This window comes from Leifsonia sp. NPDC056665 (assembly GCF_042791795.1).
GTDB lineage: Bacteria > Actinomycetota > Actinomycetes > Actinomycetales > Microbacteriaceae > Leifsonia.
Genome location: NZ_JBHTXK010000014.1, coordinates 42,305 through 59,852 on the forward strand (window position 1 = coordinate 42,305; position 17,548 = coordinate 59,852).

The 17,548-nt window shown below is 69.8% G+C and carries 15 protein-coding genes; 10 read left to right on the plus strand and 5 right to left on the minus strand.

The features are described from left to right. Positions 1-155 precede the first annotated feature (155 nt). Positions 156-2,000: an ABC transporter ATP-binding protein gene (locus tag ACFQ9V_RS13805; protein ID WP_382459700.1), complete on the plus strand. Its 1,845-nt coding sequence runs from the start codon at positions 156-158 to the stop codon at positions 1,998-2,000. Continuing rightward, on the plus strand, positions 1,997-3,811 hold the full coding sequence (locus ACFQ9V_RS13810; protein WP_382459701.1) for an ABC transporter ATP-binding protein: 1,815 nt from the start codon (positions 1,997-1,999) through the stop codon (positions 3,809-3,811). Before ACFQ9V_RS13805 ends, ACFQ9V_RS13810 begins: the two co-directional genes overlap by 4 nt. A 135-nt stretch (positions 3,812-3,946) precedes the next feature. On the opposite strand, the gene ACFQ9V_RS13815 is transcribed toward ACFQ9V_RS13810, so the two are convergent. Further along, complete coding sequence (locus ACFQ9V_RS13815) at positions 3,947-4,948, minus strand: hypothetical protein (RefSeq protein ID WP_382459702.1); 1,002 nt, start codon at positions 4,946-4,948, stop codon at positions 3,947-3,949. A gap of 168 nt (positions 4,949-5,116) precedes the next feature. Between ACFQ9V_RS13815 and ACFQ9V_RS13820 the strand changes: the two genes are divergently transcribed. Genes ACFQ9V_RS13820 through ACFQ9V_RS13830 form a run of 3 tightly spaced genes read left to right on the plus strand, consistent with a single transcriptional unit; the run spans position 5,117 to position 7,950 of the window. After that, positions 5,117-5,464, plus strand: coding sequence for a response regulator transcription factor (locus tag ACFQ9V_RS13820; RefSeq protein ID WP_382459703.1), 348 nt, complete (start codon positions 5,117-5,119; stop codon positions 5,462-5,464). A gap of 43 nt (positions 5,465-5,507) precedes the next feature. After that, the gene (locus tag ACFQ9V_RS13825; RefSeq protein ID WP_382459704.1) at positions 5,508-6,152 is read left to right on the plus strand and encodes a LuxR C-terminal-related transcriptional regulator; all 645 of its coding nucleotides are present in this window, start codon (positions 5,508-5,510) and stop codon (positions 6,150-6,152) included. Positions 6,153-6,159: 7 nt separating this feature from the next. Continuing rightward, positions 6,160-7,950: a sensor histidine kinase gene (locus ACFQ9V_RS13830; protein ID WP_382459705.1), complete on the plus strand. Its 1,791-nt coding sequence runs from the start codon at positions 6,160-6,162 to the stop codon at positions 7,948-7,950. Between the two features lie 62 nt (positions 7,951-8,012). Here the strand turns inward: ACFQ9V_RS13830 and ACFQ9V_RS13835 are convergent, their stop codons facing one another. From ACFQ9V_RS13835 to ACFQ9V_RS13845, 3 genes are all read right to left on the minus strand, one after another. Further along, positions 8,013-8,453 carry a hypothetical protein gene (locus ACFQ9V_RS13835; RefSeq protein WP_382459706.1) on the minus strand — a complete coding sequence of 147 codons (441 nt, stop codon included), beginning with the start codon at positions 8,451-8,453 and terminating at the stop codon, positions 8,013-8,015. Positions 8,454-8,538: 85 nt separating this feature from the next. Then, complete coding sequence (locus ACFQ9V_RS13840; protein WP_382459707.1) at positions 8,539-8,883, minus strand: MGMT family protein; 345 nt, start codon at positions 8,881-8,883, stop codon at positions 8,539-8,541. Continuing rightward, positions 8,867-9,319, minus strand: coding sequence for a GNAT family N-acetyltransferase (locus tag ACFQ9V_RS13845; RefSeq protein WP_382459708.1), 453 nt, complete (start codon positions 9,317-9,319; stop codon positions 8,867-8,869). The genes ACFQ9V_RS13840 and ACFQ9V_RS13845 overlap by 17 nt, the downstream gene beginning before the upstream one ends. Before the next feature lie 149 nt (positions 9,320-9,468). Between ACFQ9V_RS13845 and ACFQ9V_RS13850 the strand changes: the two genes are divergently transcribed. After that, positions 9,469-10,683, plus strand: a complete 1,215-nt coding sequence (locus ACFQ9V_RS13850; protein WP_382459709.1) for an NADP-dependent isocitrate dehydrogenase — start codon at positions 9,469-9,471, stop codon at positions 10,681-10,683. Positions 10,684-10,767: 84 nt separating this feature from the next. On the opposite strand, the gene ACFQ9V_RS13855 is transcribed toward ACFQ9V_RS13850, so the two are convergent. Next, a complete protein-coding gene (locus tag ACFQ9V_RS13855; RefSeq protein WP_382459710.1) occupies positions 10,768-11,559 on the minus strand; it encodes an SDR family NAD(P)-dependent oxidoreductase in 792 nt (263 codons plus the stop codon). A 126-nt stretch (positions 11,560-11,685) separates the two neighbouring features. Here ACFQ9V_RS13855 and ACFQ9V_RS13860 point away from each other — a divergent pair, with 126 nt between their 5' ends. From ACFQ9V_RS13860 to ACFQ9V_RS13875, 4 genes are all read left to right on the plus strand, one after another. Next, the gene (locus ACFQ9V_RS13860) at positions 11,686-13,662 is read left to right on the plus strand and encodes a cell wall-binding repeat-containing protein (RefSeq protein ID WP_382459711.1); all 1,977 of its coding nucleotides are present in this window, start codon (positions 11,686-11,688) and stop codon (positions 13,660-13,662) included. 27 nt (positions 13,663-13,689) lie between these two features. Further along, positions 13,690-14,706 (plus strand): cell wall-binding repeat-containing protein, encoded by a 1,017-nt coding sequence (locus ACFQ9V_RS13865; RefSeq protein ID WP_382459712.1) that lies wholly within the window; start codon positions 13,690-13,692, stop codon positions 14,704-14,706. A 112-nt stretch (positions 14,707-14,818) separates the two neighbouring features. Continuing rightward, the gene (locus ACFQ9V_RS13870; protein ID WP_382459713.1) at positions 14,819-16,030 is read left to right on the plus strand and encodes an ROK family protein; all 1,212 of its coding nucleotides are present in this window, start codon (positions 14,819-14,821) and stop codon (positions 16,028-16,030) included. Between the two features lie 98 nt (positions 16,031-16,128). Next, a complete protein-coding gene (locus ACFQ9V_RS13875) occupies positions 16,129-17,478 on the plus strand; it encodes an extracellular solute-binding protein (protein WP_382459714.1) in 1,350 nt (449 codons plus the stop codon). Positions 17,479-17,548 lie beyond the last annotated feature (70 nt).

A 17,548-nucleotide genomic window follows, 5' to 3' on the forward strand; every position in this document is an offset into this window, starting at 1 on the left:
ACTGTCGCCGGCACCCGCACAGGGCATCCGTAGCCCTGGCACGTCACGCTCTCGTCGACGCATCCTTTGGCGACCTCTCAGCACGCCGCATCGGGTCGGACCGACCCCGCACCCAACCACGAAGACAAGAAACGCACGAAGAGAAAACGGAACTCATGTCTATCGCTGAAACCCATCAGCACCCTCCGCAAACAGAAGAGAAGAAGCGCTCGGGGACCGTCCGCACGCTGCTCCGCATCCTGCCGTTCGCCACGTCCGCGGCGCCCCGCATCCTGCTCGGCATGGTCGCCGCGCTCCTGGCGAGCCTGGTCGCGCTGAGCATCCCGCAGGTGCTCCGCTGGCTGGTCGACGGTCCGCTCTCCACGGGCGACCCGTCGGCCGTGTGGCCTGCGGCGCTGCTCGTCGTCGGGCTGGGCGCGGCAGAGGCCGTGTTCATCTCGCTGCGACGCTGGTTCGTGCTCACCCCGGGCACCCACGTCGAGGCGCGGATGCGCAACGCCCTCTACGAGAAGCTGGAGGACCTGCCCGTCTCGTTCCACGACAAGTGGCCGAGCGGTCAGCTGCTCTCGCGTGCCGTCAGCGACCTCAGCCTCATCCGGCGCTGGCTGTCGTTCGGCATCGTGCTGCTCGTCGTCAACATCGTCACGATCATCGTCGGCTTCGCCATCCTGATCGGCTGGAACTGGATCCTCGGCCTGATCTTCCTGGTGCTGTCCGTGCCGCTGTGGATCTACGGCTTCGTCTTCGAGAAGAAGTACTCGGTCGTCGCGCGCCGCAGCCAGGACCAGGCCGGCGACCTGGCGACCGCCGTCGAGGAGTCGGTGCACGGCATCCGCGTCCTCAAGGCGTTCGGCCGCGGCAAGCACGCGCTGAAGAAGTTCGAGTCGCAGGCCGAGGCGCTGCGCGGCACGGAGATCGAGAAGGCGAAGGCCATCGCGGGCATCTGGCTGTGGCTACTGCTCATCCCGGACGTCGCGTTCGGCATCTGCCTGGTGGTCGGCGTGTGGCTGGCCGCGCAGGGCGAGCTGACCGTGGGCGAGCTGGTCGCGTTCTTCGCGACGGCGACCGTGCTGCGGTTCCCGATCGAGTCGATCGGCTTCCTGCTCTCGATGACGTTCGACACGCGCACCGCGGCCGACCGCTTCTTCGAGGTCATGGACGAGGTCAACACGATCACCGACCCGGCCGAGCCGAAGCGCATCGCCGAGCCCCGGGGAGAGCTCGTCTTCGACGACGTGCACTTCCGCTACCAGGACTCGCCGGAGCGCTACCCCGACCTCCTGAACGGCATCGAGCTCACGGTGCGTCCGGGGGAGACGATGGCCCTGGTCGGCCTGACCGGCAGCGGCAAGTCGACGCTGACCGCGCTCACCACCCGCCTGTACGACGTGACAGGCGGAGCGGTGAAGGTGGACGGCGTGGACGTGCGCGACCTCACCCGCTACGACCTGCGCAAGGCGATCGCGATGGCGTTCGAGGACGCGACCCTGTTCTCGGCCTCCGTGCGCGACAACGTGCTGCTCGGCCGCGACGGGCTCGACCCGGCCTCGGCCGAGGCGGAGCGCATCCTGACCGAGGCGCTGGAGATCGCGCAGGCCGGCTTCGTCTACGAGCTCCCGGAGGGCGTGGAGACGAAGGTCGGCGAGGAGGGCCTCAGCCTCTCCGGCGGCCAGCGTCAGCGTCTGGCGCTCGCGCGGGCCGTGGCCGCGGCGCCCAGCATCCTGGTGCTGGACGACCCGCTGTCCGCGCTCGACGTCGACACCGAGGCTCTGGTGGAGGCCGCCCTCCGCCGGGTGCTCGCCGCCACGACAGCGCTGGTCGTCGCGCACCGTCCGTCGACGGTCATGCTCGCCGACCGGGTGGCGCTGCTGGAAGACGGCCGGATCACGGCCGTCGGCACCCACCACGACCTGCTCGTGAGCAACGAGCACTACCGTTTCGTCCTCTCCTCCCTCGAAGAGGACCGCGACGAGGAGATCCTTCAGGAGGTGAACCTGTGAGCACCGCGACTGTACTGGGCGTCGAAGGCGAAGAGCGCAACGACCTCAACAAGGAGGAGAGCCGGCAGATCCGCCGGCGCTCGCTCCGCCTGCTCGGCTCGCTGCTGCACCCGATGCGCACGCGGCTGGTGCTGACCGCGATCGTCGTCGTGATCAGCACGGCCGGCCAGGTCGCCGGACCGGCGATCATCGCGTTCGGCATCGACAACGGCCTCAAGGCGCTGCAGAACCAGAACTGGCTCCCGGTCGCCGCAGCCGGCCTCGCGTACCTGGTCACGGGCGTCATCGGCGCCGTGCTGATCGCCTGGTACACGGTGCTGAGCGCGCGGATCAGCCAGGCGATCCTGATCGACCTGCGCAAGCGGGTGTTCCTGCACACCCAGAGGCTCTCGCTGGAGTTCCACGAGTCGTACACGTCCGGCCGCATCATCTCGCGGCAGACGAGCGACCTGGACTCGATCCGGGAGCTGCTGGACTCGGGCATCAACCAGCTCGTGCAGGGCTTCCTGTACATGCTGTTCATCGCGATCGCGCTGTTCTGGCTCGACTGGGTGAGCGGCGTCGTGCTGCTGTGCTCCCTGGTGCCGCTGTACTTCCTGACCCGCTGGTTCCAGAAGCGTTCGCAGGTGCTGTTCCGCATCTCGCGGGTGGCGTCGGCGAAGCTGATCGTGCACTTCGTGGAGACCATGACCGGCATCCGCGCCGTCAAGGCGTTCCGCAAGGAGAAGCGCAACGAGAAGGAGTTCGGCGGCCTGGTCGAGGACTACCGCGACGTCAACGCGCGCGTCATCCAGCTGTTCGGGATCTTCGATCCGGGGCTCGTGATGATCGGCAACGTCACGGTCGGCGCCGTGCTGCTCGTCGGCGGCTTCCGGGTCGCGGACGGTCAGCTCGCGATCGGCGTCCTGCTGGCGACGCTGCTCTACACCCGCCGGTTCTTCGACCCGATGGAGGAGATGGCGATGTTCTACAACTCCTACCAGTCGGCCGCTGCGGCGCTCGAGAAGATCTCGGGAGTCCTGGAGGAGGCGCCGAGCGTTCCCGACCCGGTGCGCCCGACCGACCTGTGGACGGCGGAGGGCCACGTGCGCTTCGACGACGTGACCTTCGCGTACAAGCGGGACCGGGTCATCCTGCCGGAGTTCAGCCTGGACATCCCGGCCGGGCAGACCGTCGCGCTCGTCGGCTCCACCGGGGCGGGCAAGTCGACGCTGGCCAAGCTGATCTCGCGGTTCTACGACCCGAGCGAGGGCGAGGTCACGCTCGACGGCGTGGATCTGCGGGACATGCACCCGAAGGACCTGCGCCGGGCGATCGTCATGGTCACCCAGGAGGCGTACCTGTTCAGCGGCTCGGTCGCCGAGAACATCGCGCTCGGCAAGCCGGACGCGACGCGCGATGAGATCGAGGAGGCCGCTATCGCGGTCGGCGCCCACGAGTTCATCGCGGGCCTGCCGAACGGCTACGACACCGACGTGAACAAGCGCGGCGGGCGGGTGTCCGCGGGTCAGCGGCAGCTGATCTCGTTCGCCCGGGCGTTCCTGGCGAACCCGGCGGTGCTGATCCTGGACGAGGCGACCAGCTCGCTCGACATCCCGAGCGAGCGCCTGGTGCAGGAGGCGCTTCAGACGCTGCTCTCCGACCGCACCGCCGTGATCATCGCCCACCGCCTGTCGACGGTGGCGATCGCGGACCGGGTGCTCGTCATGGAGCACGGCCGCGTGGTCGAGGACGGCTCGCCGGACGAGCTCATCGCGGGCACCGGCCGGTTCGCCCAGCTCCACGCCGCGTGGCGGGACTCGCTGGTCTGAGTTCGGTGCGGTGAACGACGGACAAGCCCCGGCTCCCTCGGTGAGGGATCCGGGGCTTGTCGCCGTGGTCGGGACGGGCCAAGGGGTTGGATACGGGTTGGGTTGGCGGCCCGTCGCCGGCCAGGTCTGTGCGGATCAGCCGCGTTGTGCTCGTCGGACGATCCGGTGCTCGGAGCCGCCGCCGCGCAGGAGCGGGAGGCGGAGCAGCGGGAGGCGGTGCGGCGAGGAGTCGGTGTCGAGCACCACGACCTCCGCCCCCGCGTCGATCAGCTCGCCGGCCGTCGCGAGGTCGACGTCGCTTCGGCTCTCGTCCGTGACCACGGCCACGCACCCCGCCGTGACCGCGCGCCCGGCCGCGGCAGTGACCGTCACGCCGGAGGTCGCAGGGGCGACGATGCCGCGGATCGCGCGGGCGAGCTCCGCCTGCTCGGCGGGGCGCTCGCCGCTGCGGCCGGGGAAGCCGCCGCCGAGGTCGAGGATGCACAGCCGGAATCCGGTCGCCGCTTCGATGTCGGCCGCGACGCCGACCGACCGGACGATCTCGGAAACGTACTCGGCCGGGCTGCCGTCCTCCGGGAGGGTGAGGGAGAGCCCGGCGATCCGGACGCCGAGCCCGCGCGCCGCCGAGGCTGCGGACACCGCCTCCTCCGGGGTCATCCCGCCGAGCGCGCGGTGCGCTGGGCGAGGCGCGAGCTCCGGTCGCAGCCGGAGGAGGACGCGCAGGTCGTCTGGCGCCCCCGCGAAGCCCTCCACAGCGCGCGATCCGTCGACCACGAAGTGCCGGACGCCGGCGTCGTACGCCGCGCGCGACCCGTGCGGGTGGGCGACGGGCATCGCGTGCAGGATGCGCCGGCCGCCGACACCGGCGGCGAGCAGCGCGGGGAGTGCCTCGTCGTGGGTCACGGCGAAGCCGCCGTCGGCGCCCGCGAGCGCCGCGAGCAGCCGTGGGTGCGCGAGCGCGCTGACGTCGTACAGCACGTCGACCCAGGGGAACGCCTCCCGGAGCGCGGTGTACCGGCGGCGGGCGCGGTCGAGGTCGAGGACGACGAGCGGGAGGCCGTCGAGGTCCGCCGCGACCGCCTCGGCTGCCGTTCGGGCGGCGCCGTTCGGGAAGGCGGTTCGGGTTGCGGCGGGCATCGCGTTCTCCTCGGGTTCCTCTGGCTCGGCCGGCGGGCGTCCCGGCTTTGTGAGCTTGACTCATATACTCCCGCCGCCGGCCCACGGCCCGCATCCGGGGGGCCACCCGTTTGCCGATGCGTGCTGGCACGGATGCGACCCCGCGGCGGCGCCGGAGAGAATCGAGGCATGTGCCTCCGTGTTGTGATCGTGGACGACCACCCACGGTTCCGGGCCCAGGCGGCCGAGCTCCTCACGCTGGAACGCTTCCGGGTCGTCGGAGACGCCGAGACCGGCGCCCGCGGGGTCGAGCTCAGCCGCACCCTCGCCCCCGACGTGGTGCTGATGGACGTCGGCCTCCCCGACGCCAACGGCTTCGACCTGGTGACCGCGATGCACGAGACCGGGGCCGTGGTCGTGCTCACGTCGAGCCGGTCGCTGCGCGACTACGGGACGCGCGTGTCCGACAGCGGGGCGGACGGTTTCATCACCAAGGCGGAACTGACCGGTGAGGCGATTCGCAGCCTGCTAAGGTAAGCGCGTGGTCGGGGGAGACAACTCGGGTTCCCGTCCGCTCCGGGTGGCAGTCGCCGATGACGCTGTGCTGCTTCGCGAGGGGATCGGGCAGATCCTGCGCGCGGGCGGCGTGGAGGTCGTGGCGTCGGTGGACACCGCCGAGCAGGCGCTCGACGTGCTCGCGGACGACGACACTGTCGACGCCGTGGTGCTCGACATCAAGATGCCGCCGACGCACACCGACGAGGGCCTGCGCGCGCTCGAGACGCTGCGCGCGTCCGGGTCGCAGGTCGGCGTCCTCCTGCTCTCGATGTACACGACGGCCGGGTACGCGATCCGCGCCATGAGCGCGGGCAGCGGCACCGGCTATCTGCTGAAGGACCGCGTCGCCGACGCCGACGCGCTGGTGAACGCCGTGCGCACCGTCGCGGCCGGAGGGTCGGTCGTCGACCCCGAGGTCGTGCAGGCGCTCGTGTCCGCGCGCTCGACCGAGGCCGCGATCGAGTCGCTGTCCTCGCGGGAGGTCGATGTGCTCCGGCTGATGGCGGAGGGCCTCTCCAACGCGGGCATCGCCGCGGCGCTGCACCTCAGCCTCCGCACCGTCGAGTCGCACATCGGCCACATCATGGCCAAGCTCGACATCGAGGAGACCACCGAAGGCCACCGGCGCGTGCTCGCGGTGCTGCGCTTCCTCGGCCGGGACGTCTGAGGCGATCATGGGGGCCGGGCGCCTCTGGGTGCGGGCCGCCGCCGTCACGGTGACGATCGCCGTCAACGTGCTGGCGCAGGTGATCAGCGCGCTGACCGGCGACTACGGCCCGCGGCCGCAGGGCGTCGGCTGGGCCATCGTGTTCGTCGCGGTCGCGCTGGACTACGTCGTCTGCGCCGTCATCGCCTGGCGTGCGATCCGCAGCTCTGCGCCCGGCTGGCTGATGGTGGGCGCCGCGTTCTTCTGGGCGGCGGGCGCCTGGTACCCGCTCACGCGCGACCTCGGCTGGCTGTGGCCGCTGGTGGAGGGCGTGACCGACCTGTGGGCCGTGCTGGTCGGCATCCTGGTGCTCACGTATCCGGGCGGCCACCTGGTGTCGCGCTTCGACCGAGTCGTGGCGTACACCCTGAGTGGCGCGTTCCTGGTGCGGTTCCTCGGCATCCTGCTGTTCTCGTCGCCGGCGCCGGGCGACTGCGGCTGCGTGGCGAACCCGTACGCGATCCTGCCGAGCCCGGACGCGGACTACTGGCTCGGGGTCGCGTGGCGCATCGTCGGCGTGGTGCTGCTGCTGACCGTCGCGGGGAGGCTGGCGGTGCGCTGGGTCACGAGCTCCCTCCCGGCCAGGCGGGTGTCGTTCGTGATGCCGCTCGCGCTGCTGCTGTGGTGCTACGGCACGGTGCAGGACTCGGTGAGCTTCGCCCTCGGCTGGGACAGCGGCTGGCTGCAGTTCGTCCCGCCGATCGCGATCGCGCTCATCCCGCCGTCCTTCGTCGGCGGCGTCTTCTACGCGCGCGGGCTGCGGTCGCGCGTGGCCGACCTGGTCATCGTCGCGCGCGACAAGGTGGACAGGGCGCTCTGGGAGTCCAGCCTCGCGCGCACCCTGCACGACCACTCGCTCCGGGTGTTCTGGTGGGACGAGCACCGTCGCGCGTACCGCACGAGCGCCGGGGACGCGGTGCCGGACGGCGACAGGCCGGAGCGGCCCGGCCGGTCGACGATGGCGATCGACTCCGATCAGGGCCCGATCGCCCTGATCGAGCACGACGTGGCCCTCGGTCAGGACGACCGGCTGCTGGACGCCGTGTCGTCCGCGTTGCTGCTCTCCGTGGACAACGACCGGCTGCGCGGCCGGCTCGAGCAGACCATCCAGGAGCTGCGCGAGTCGCGCCTGCGCATCGTCGAGGAGGGCTACCTCGCCAGGCGGCGGCTGGAGCGCGACCTGCACGACGGCTCGCAGCAGCAGCTCGTGTCGCTGGCCATCGGCCTCCGCATCGCCGCGACGAAAGCCGGCGCCGCCGGAGAGACCGAACTCGTCGGCGACCTGGAGAAGGCGTCGGCGCAGCTCGCCGACGCGCTCAGGGAGCTCCGCGAGCTCGCGCGCGGCATCCACCCGACAGTGCTGACCGACGGCGACCTGCGCTCGGCGCTGGAGGAGCTCGCGCAGCGCAGCACGATCCCGGTCGAGGTGCGCGTCGAGCCGACAGAGCGCCTGCCGGACGTGGTCGAGGAGACGATCTACTACTGCGTCTCGGAGTGCCTGGCGAACGCCGCCAAGCACGCCGGCGCCCGCAGCTGCGCGGTGCTCGTCGCCCGTGACGACGACGGAGACGAGGTGACCGTGACCGTGAAGGACGACGGCCGCGGGGGAGCGCGCATCGAGCCGGGCGGCGGCCTGGAGGGGCTGCGCGACCGGGTGGAGACCGTCGGCGGGCACGTCGAGGTGCGGTCGGTCGCCGGCCTCGGGACGATCGTGGAGCTCGTGCTCCCTGCTCAGGTGGCCGAGGGCAGCAGGCCCTGACCGGCGGTCCGTCAGCGGGCGCGGGCCGTCACCCGGCGCGGGCCGTCAGCGGGCGCTGACGGTCACTTGGCGGTGCTGGCCGAGGCGGGCCGGACCGCGTACACCTGTGCCGCGATGGTGAAGGCGCTCCAGCCTCCCGGGCACGAGTACGACGCGTTCGCGGGGATGCCCGAGATCGGCCACCAGCTGTCCTGGATGGTCGGCTTGGGCGGGGCGACGGTCGTCAGCTTGCAGACATCCTTCTTGAGCAGCGTCGGCGAGGTGAAGGTCATGATCGACTCGCCGCTCTGCGTGTCGTAGTCGACCCGGATCAGCGTCGCGTCGGCTGGAACGAACGACGGCGAGCCGATGCGCGTGGTGTCCGCCGCGTCGAAATCCTTGGCCGTGTCGTAGATCGAGGGATCGACGTGCGGGGTGAACGCCGCCACGACCGAGCACCCGGAGAGGGCGGCGACGAGGGGGACGGCGGCGACGGCGAGGCCGAGTCGACGGGTACGGGGCACGGACGCTCCTGGACGGGTTCACATGGACAGACCCGTCCAGTCAACACCATGAAGCTGAGCACTTGCATCGATCGGGAGGATGATCTCAGCGTGTGTCGTGCCGCGCGGCTCTCAGATCCACCCGGTACGGCGACCTCCCGCCGCCGAGCAGCGGCGTCCCCTCGGCGCGGTAGTGCTCCAGCGCGATGTGCTCGTGGTTCGCCGGAGGATGCCCGCTCGCGCGTACGACGCGCCACCACGGCACCTCGCCGCCGGAGTACGCCATGACCTGGCCGACCATCCGCGCGGCGCGCGATCCGAGCGCCGCGGCGACGTCCCCATAGGTCATGACCCGGCCGGGCGGGATGCTGTCCACGACCGCGAGCACGCGCGAGGCGAAGTCGTCGCCGGGCGCCGGCTCGGACCCGGACCGCTCAGAGGTCGAGGGCACCGATGGTCTCGCCGTACTGCGTCTCTCCGACCGGCGCGAAGCCGGTGCGCAGGAAGAACTGCTCCGGGCCTAGCTCGCCGGACTCCCAGATCACGTAGAGCCGCGCGACGCCGCGGTCGCGCGCCTCGGAGGCGAGCGCCTTGACCGCGAAGGTGCCGATGCCGCGGCCCTGGTCGTCGGCGTCCACGTTGATGCGCCAGAGGATGGCCTTGAACTCGTCGTGCTCGGCGTAGGGGTTGAAGTCGCCCATGATGAAGCCGACGACGTCCTCGCCGTCGAGCACGACCCGCTGCCACGAGGTGGAGGGGTCGGCGACCGCGGCGGCGGCCGAGTACGACACCGGAGCGATGAACTGCTCCTGGCCGGGCTTCAGCGACAGCGCGTTCGCCGCGACGACGGTCTTCGCGCTCAACTCTTCCAGTCTCAACTCAGCCATAACGAAAGGGTAACGTGCGAGGCGACCCGCGCATAGTCGGCGGGGTGCGGCTGACCGGCCGCTGACAAAACTGTCTCGATGTCAAGATAGTTGCCTGACTCGGGTAAGCTGTCTCCGGCTGAAAAACGGCACAGACCTCAGGAGAACCAGTGGACAAGATCAAGGTTGAAGGAACGGTCGTCGAGCTCGACGGCGACGAGATGACGCGGATCATCTGGAAGGCGATCAAGGACTCCCTGATCCACCCGTACCTCGATGTGAACCTCGAGTACTACGACCTCGGCATCCAGAAGCGCGACGAGACCGACGACCAGATCACGATCGACGCGGCGCACGCCATCCAGAAGCACGGCGTCGGCGTCAAGTGCGCGACCATCACCCCGGACGAGGCCCGCGTCGAGGAGTTCGGCCTCAAGAAGATGTGGCGGAGCCCGAACGGCACGATCCGCAACATCCTCGGCGGCGTCGTGTTCCGCGAGCCGATCATCATCTCCAACATCCCGCGGCTCGTCCCGGGCTGGAACAAGCCGATCGTCATCGGCCGTCACGCCTTCGGCGACCAGTACCGCGCCACCGACTTCACCTTCGACGGTCCCGGCACGCTGACCATGAGCTTCCAGCCCGCCGACGGCGGCGAGGCCAAGTCGTTCGAGATCTACCAGGCTCCGGGCTCCGGCGTCGCAATGGGCATGTACAACCAGGACGACTCCATCCGCGACTTCGCGCGCGCGTCGTTCAACTACGGCCTCGACCGCCAGTACCCGGTCTACCTGTCGACCAAGAACACCATCCTCAAGGCCTACGACGGCCGGTTCAAGGACCTCTTCCAGGAGGTCTTCGACACCGAGTACAAGGAGAAGTTCGACGCGGCCGGCCTCACCTACGAGCACCGCCTGATCGACGACATGGTCGCCTCCAGCCTCAAGTGGGAGGGCGGCTACGTCTGGGCCTGCAAGAACTACGACGGCGACGTGCAGTCCGACACCGTCGCGCAGGGCTTCGGCTCGCTCGGCCTGATGACCTCCGTGCTCACCACTCCGGACGGCTCGGTCGTCGAGGCGGAGGCCGCGCACGGCACGGTGACGCGCCACTACCGCCAGTACCAGCAGGGCAAGCCGACCTCGACCAACCCGATCGCCTCGATCTTCGCCTGGACGCGCGGCCTCGCGCACCGCGGCAAGCTCGACGGCAACCAGGACCTGATCGACTTCACCCACACCCTCGAGGACGTCGTGGTGAAGACGGTCGAGCAGGGCAAGATGACCAAGGACCTCGCCCTCCTGGTCGGCCCGGAGCAGGAGTTCCTGACGACGGAGCAGTTCCTCGACGCGATCAGCGAGAACCTGAAGACGCGCATGGCGTAACGCTCTGCCCTTCATTCGTGCCGAATGTCGACTCCGGCGGTGCTGGAGGCGACATTCGGCACGAATGTTTAACGGGGATGGTGCTCAGCGCACGGTCCAGCCGCCGTCGATCGCGAGGGTCTGTCCGGTGATGAGCGACGCCGCCGGCGACGCCAGGAACGCGACCGCGCCCGACACCTCCCGCGGCACCCCGATCCGGTGCAGGGCCGCGATGCGCTCGATCGTGTCGGCGCGGAATGCGTCGTCGGAGAGGGCGTCGGCGGTGCCGTCCGTCTCGATGAAGGTCGGCGCCACGGCGTTCACGCGGATGCCGTACCCGCCCCACTCGACCGCGAGGCAGCGGGTGAGGTGCACCACCGCGGCCTTGGCCGTGCAGTAGGACGACTCGAGGGGGAGGGCGACCAGCCCGGCCTGCGACGCCACGTTCACGATCGCGCCGCCGCCGTTCGCCCGCATGCTCTTCGCGACGTGCTGCGCGAGGAAGAACGTGGACCGGGTGTTGAGCTGCCAGACGCGCTCGAAGTCCTCCTCGGTGACGTCGATCGCGGGCGCGTTGATCCCGCCGCCCGCGTTGTTCACGAGGATGTCGATCGGGCCGAGCTCGGCGGTGACCTCGTCGATGGCGGCGCGGCAGGCCGCCAGGTCGAGCACGTCCATCCGGGTCGCCCGCGCCGTCACGCCGAAGGCCGCGAGCTCTGCCACCAGCTCCGCCGAGCCGTCGGGGTCGCGCACGCCGAGGACGACGTCGGCGCCCTGGCCGGCGAGCTCGAGGGCGATCTCCCGGCCGAGGCCGCGGCTGGCGGCGGTGACCAGGGCGCGGGAGCCGGTCAGGGCGAAGGGGGTGCGGGTGGCGGGAGTGGGGGATGGGGTGTTCACGAGCAGGAGTGTACCGACTCCGGGCGGGCAGTTGCGAAACGTTTAAAAGCAAGCATTTACAACTGACATTGTGCAGGCATAGGGTTTTTATGCCACAGGTCCAAACGCCCAGAAGGAGAACGAAGAATGGCCCACATCACGCGATGGCGAATCGGGGTGCTGCTCGCGGCCGCCTCGGTCTGCGTCGGCGTCCTTCCGACGACCGCCGCTACGGCTGATGCGAACGGCCAGGACGTGCCGCCGGAGATCGGGGCTCCGCCGTCGGCGGCCGTCGACTCATTCGGCGAGGAGGATCATCTCACCTTCGACTTCCAAACGGGCGAGCTCATCGAGAGCCCGCCGACGGGACTGTCGGCCCCCTCGGGCTTCAACACCGATGCTGCCGTCAACGCCTTCAGGTTCACCGTCAAGCTCGCGTCGTCGCCGCGGGTGGAGCAGTATCGTCCCACGCTGCAGGCCGTCGCGGATGAACTTCGGAGGGCCGGAGTCGCCGACCTGACGATCGCGCCAGGACAGGTCTCGGTAGCAGATGACGCCACCGCGCCCGGCGCGCACGAGATCGTCTTCTACGCGACATCCAAGACGCCCTGCAGTGGGGCCGCGGTCTTGGGGTGCGCCACCACGTACATGGATAAGCGTGCTGATGAGACCAAGCTCGTTGCGGCCGGCAAGGTGTGGGCCCCACCGGTCCTCGACGCGAACTCGGCGGCGTACAAGCATCACGTGGTCTCGCACGAACTCAGCCACGCCCTGGGGCTCCTGCATTACGACGAGCCGTTCGAGGGGAACCGTCAGCTGATGCACTCGATAGTCCAGACCCCGCTGACGTTCCGATCGGGCGACCTCAACGGGCTCCGGTACCTCGCCAGAGACTTCACGCCGGTCGGTCGCATCGACTCCGTGACGGTGCCCCTTGCAGGAAAGCTGCGCGTGACCGGGTGGACCTTCGACCCCGACGACTTCCATGCGGCGACCCTGCGGATCAGCATCGACGGAGCGACCGTGCTTCAACGTGCCACCGATGTCTATCGAGCGGACGTTGACGCGGCGTACGGGCTGTCGAACCGCGCCAGCCGTGGTTTCGACGTCACGGTAGGTGCTTCAGCCGGATCGCATGTGGTCTGCCTGACGGCGCTGAACCACCCTCGCAGCAACTACACCCAGGTGGGCGACTGCCGGGCGGTGACCTCGAACGGCGCCGTGGGCTCTGCTCGCATCCAGGGCGGCGACAGGTACGAATCGGCGGCCGCGGTGTCGCGATCGGGCTTCCCGACCACCGCCCCCACAGTGGTCGTGGCGAGCGGTGAGTCGTTTCCCGACGCCTTGGCCGCAGGGCCGGCGGCCGCCCGGCTCGGCGGCCCGTTGCTCCTGACACAAGGTGGGGTTTTGCCGGCCACGACGGCCTCGGAGATCGCACGGCTCAAGCCCGGAACGATCGTTGTGGTCGGCGGCCCGGCGACGGTCGCCGACCAGGTCGTGACCTCCTTGAAGGGTCTGGCGGGAACCGTAGTGCGGGTGTCCGGCGCGGATCGCTACGAGACGTCGCGGAAGCTCGCTTCGTACGCGTTCCCGAGCGCATCGATGGCGTTGATCGCGTCGGGCGATGCGTTCCCGGACGCGCTCTCTGCCGGGGCCGCTGCGGCCGAGGCTGGAGCGCCGCTGATCCTGGTCGGCTCGGGCTCGAGTGCGGCGGACGCGCCGGCGGCGAGTCAGGCCAAGGCGCTGAAGGCCACCGCGATCCGTGTCGTCGGCGGCACCGCTGTGGTGTCGGACCACACGATAGCCGCGCTGAAGGCATCGGTGGCGGACACGATTCGAGTGGCCGGAGCCGACCGGTTCCAGACAGCCGTGGCTGTGTCGAAGAGTCTCTTCTCCGCTGCGACGGAGCAGGTCTTCGTCGTCAACGGGCTGAACTTCCCGGACGGCCTCGTCGTCGCACCGCTGGCCGGTCGCTCGCATTCGCCCGTGTTCCTCTCGCCCGGCGACTGCGTGAACCGAGAGGTCGTGAGCGAGATGGATCGGCTGGGCGCCAGCCGACTGACACTGATCGGCGGCACAGCAGCGCTGACCGCCGGTGCCGCTGCCGTACGAGTCTGCGCCTGAGCGCGGCCAAGCCGAAAGGATCGGAAGATGAAATCGACACGACACGCACAGATCGGGGCGGCCATCGCGGTGACGGCCGCCCTGGCCCTGGGGGCTCCCGCCACTGCCGAAACAGTCTCCGCCCCGCCGGGAGGAAACGTGGAGGGACGACTTGCGGGCGCGGACCGGTTCGGAACGGCGGTCGCGGCGTCGCAGCACGCGCATCCCGGGACGGTCCCCGTCGTCTACCTGGCGAGCGGGGTCGATTTCCCCGATGCGCTCTCCGCGGGCCCGATCGTGGCGAAGGAGGGTGGTTCGCTGCTGCTGACCGGGCGGAACGAGCTTCCCGCTGAGGTCGGCGCCGAGATCCAGCGGCTCCAGCCGGGGCGGGTCGTACTGGTCGGCGGCACCGCGGCGATCGGTGACCGCGTCGAGAACGCAGCGCGCGCGCTCGTGGCGGACGTGGTGAGGGTCGCGGGTGCCAACCGGTACGAGACCTCCCGCGCCTTGGCGGAGGCCGCGTTCCCGGAAACGGCGCCAGCGGTCTTCATCGCCACTGGACGCGGTTACGCGGACGCCCTCTCGGCAGGGGCGGCCGCGGCCAAGGCCGGGGCACCAGTGCTGCTGGTCGAGGGGAATACCGCGGGCCTGGACGCCGCATCCACGGCCCTGGTTGAGCGACTCGCCCCCAGCAGCATCACCGTTGTCGGCGGTACGGCGGTGGTCTCCGACCGCGTCCTCCGTGGCGCGGAGAAGCTCGCGGGCACGGTGACGCGCATCGCGGGTGACGACCGGTTCGCCACATCCGCCGCCATCGCCTCGACCTGGGGCACCGCCCCGCGGGCCTACGTCGCGTCGGGAGAGAACTTTCCCGACGCGCTCGTGGGTTCCGCCCTGGCCGGCGCAGAGGGTGTGCCGCTCTTCGTGATCAGGAAATGGTGCCAGTACGACTCGACCTTCGACAGTCAGGGGTCGCTCGGCACTGCCTCTGTCACGCTGTTGGGAGGACCGGAGTCGATCAAAGACGGATCGACCACCTTGAACTGCGCCAACATACATTCTTAGCGGCATCAGCAGACGGGCCGGCCTCGCCTTCACGGCGAAGCCGGCCCGTTTCCGTGTAACGAGTTCGTCTCGCTGCTTGCATTTCTTTTGTTCGTAAGCTTTACTAACAAACATGACCACGACGGATGTGCTCGGAAGCGCTGGAGGCCTCGGCCCCGGCAGGGCGCTTCGTCCGCGCTCCAAGGTCCTCCCGGAGCACGCCCGCAGCCACAACCGCTCGCTCGTGCTCCAGACGCTCTACCGCTCCGGGCAGCGTAGCCGGGCCGACCTCGCCCGCGACACCGGCCTGACCCGCGTCACAGTCTCCGACCTCGTCGCCGAGCTGCTGGCCGAAGGCCTCGTGGTGGAGCTTGGGCAGCGGGAGTCCGCACGCCCGGGCAAGCCCGCGGTCCTCCTGGACATCAACCGCACAGCTCACCAGATCATCGGCGTCGACCTCAGCGACCACGACCGCTTCCGCGGCGCGGTCATGGACCTCGACGGCGCACTGCTCGCCACGGCGGAGGTTCCGCTCGAAGACGGCGCCGGGGAGTCGGCAACAGGGGAGTCAGCGACAGGGGAGCCCGCCACCGGCGAGGCCGCTGTCGCCAAGGTCCGCGCGCTCGTCCTGCGGCTCGTCGGCGCCGCCACCGCCCCGATCCTGGGGATCGGCGTCGGCTCGCCGGGCGTCGTCGACCTGTCCGGCACCATCCTCACCGCACCCAACCTCGGCTGGACGGACGTGCGGCTGCAGGACGACCTCCACACGCTGACCGGCCTCCCCGTCGTCGTCGCGAACGACGCCAACGCCGCAGTGCTCGCCGAGCACAGCTACGGGGGCGCGACCGGCGACATGATGCTCATCCGCGTCGGTCACGGCATCGGCGCCGGCCTCATCATCGCCGGCACGCTCGTCTACGGCAGCCACTTCGCCGCGGGCGAGATCGGCCAGGTCATGGTCGGCACCGACCTCGGACTGGACGCGACCTACACCCGCGAGCAGGTGCTCGAGCACTGGCTCAGCGTGCCGCAGCTCCGGCGCGGCATCCGGGAGGCCGAGGCCGCAGGCCGCGACGCCACCCCTGTCCTCCGGGAGGCGGGCCAGCGGCTCGGCATCTCCCTGGCGCCGGTCGTCGGCGCCCTCAACCTGTCGGAGCTCGTGCTGAGCGGCCCGACCGATCTGCTCGATGGCCCCCTCGCCGAGGCGACCATCCACACGCTCCGGAACCGGACGATGGCGGAGAACCACGCCGACCTCGCGGTCCGGATGACCACGCAGGGGCAGGACATCGTCCTGCGCGGCGCGGCCGTACTCGTCCTCTCCGGACAACTCGGGGTCTCGTAACACAGCACCGTGCACTCCACGACCCCTGCACCGACGGTGTGATGCGACCGCACACACTGACCCACTCAAGAAAGCCCGAACGAATGAAGGGAACAGCAATGAAGAGAAAGCTCGTCGGCCTCGCCGCTGTGGCTACGGCTTCCGCTCTCGTGCTCGCCGGATGCGCCTCTGGCGGAGCCCAGGCTCCGAGCACCGATGGGAAGGGCAAGACGGTCACCCTGTGGCTCGTCGGCTCCGACACCCCGGACGCGCTGCGCAACTACCTGAAGACCGAGTTCAACAAGGAGACCGGGGCGACGCTCAAGATCGAGCAGCAGGACTGGGGAGACATCGTCACCAAGCTCACCACCTCGCTGCCGGACGCCAACAACACGCCGGACGTGACGGAGATGGGCAACACCCAGTCCCCGACCTTCACCAACGTCGGCGCCTTCCTCGACGTCTCCGACATGTACCAGGAGCTCGGCGGGAGCAAGCTGCTCCCGTCCTTCGTCGAGGCCGGCAAGGTGGACGGCAAGAACTACACGCTGCCGTACTACTTCGGCTCGCGCTACATGTTCTACCGCAAGGACGTCTACAGCGCGGCCGGCGCCTCGGTGCCGACCACGCTCGACCAGTTCAACAGCACCGTCGCCGACATCACGGCGAAGAACCCGAAGGGGATCCCGAACTTCTCCGGCTTCTTCCTCGGCGGTCAGGACTGGCGCGACGGCATCTCCTGGATCTTCGCGAACGGCGGTGACATCGCCAAGAAGGAAGGCTCCAAGTGGGTCGCCACGCTCGACTCGGCGAACTCGCTGAAGGGCCTCCAGCAGCTTCAGGGCATCTACAAGAACGCGTCCAAGGCGCCGAACGACGCCAAGGACTCGAACCAGTACATCTACCTGAACGACACCGACCAGACGGTGGACGCCAACGGCAACAAGACCGGTGACACCTCGCTGGCCGCCGCCACCATCATGGCTCCGGGCTGGGCGCACTGGTCGATCGGCGACCTGTCCACCCAGAACGGCAAGGCCGTGCGCACCTGGAACGACAACACCTTCGGCACGTACGTGCTGCCGGGCAACAACGGCAAGCCGGCTCCGGTCTTCGCCGGCGGCTCCAACATCGGCATCTCGGCCAAGTCCAAGAACCCGGGCCTGTCCAAGACGCTGCTGAAGATCATCTTCAGCAAGCAGTACCAGGAGATGCTCGGCAAGAACGGCCTGGGCCCGGCGAACTCGGACTACATGTCCTCGCTCGGCAACGACCAGTTCGCGAAGGCGCTCATCGAGTCGGCCTCCAACTCGAAGCTGACCCCGGCGGCGCCGGGCTGGGCTTCGGTCGAGGCGGCCAACGTGATGGAGGAGTTCTTCTCCAAGATCCGCGACTCGTCCGACCTGAAGGGCCTCGCCCAGCAGTACGACACCAAGATCGACGCTCTCCTCAACGTGAAGAACGGCTGATCGGCACCACCTAGCATCACCCGCAGGCGAGGGCGCGGAAGCAGCACCACCCTTCCGCGCCCTTGCTCCT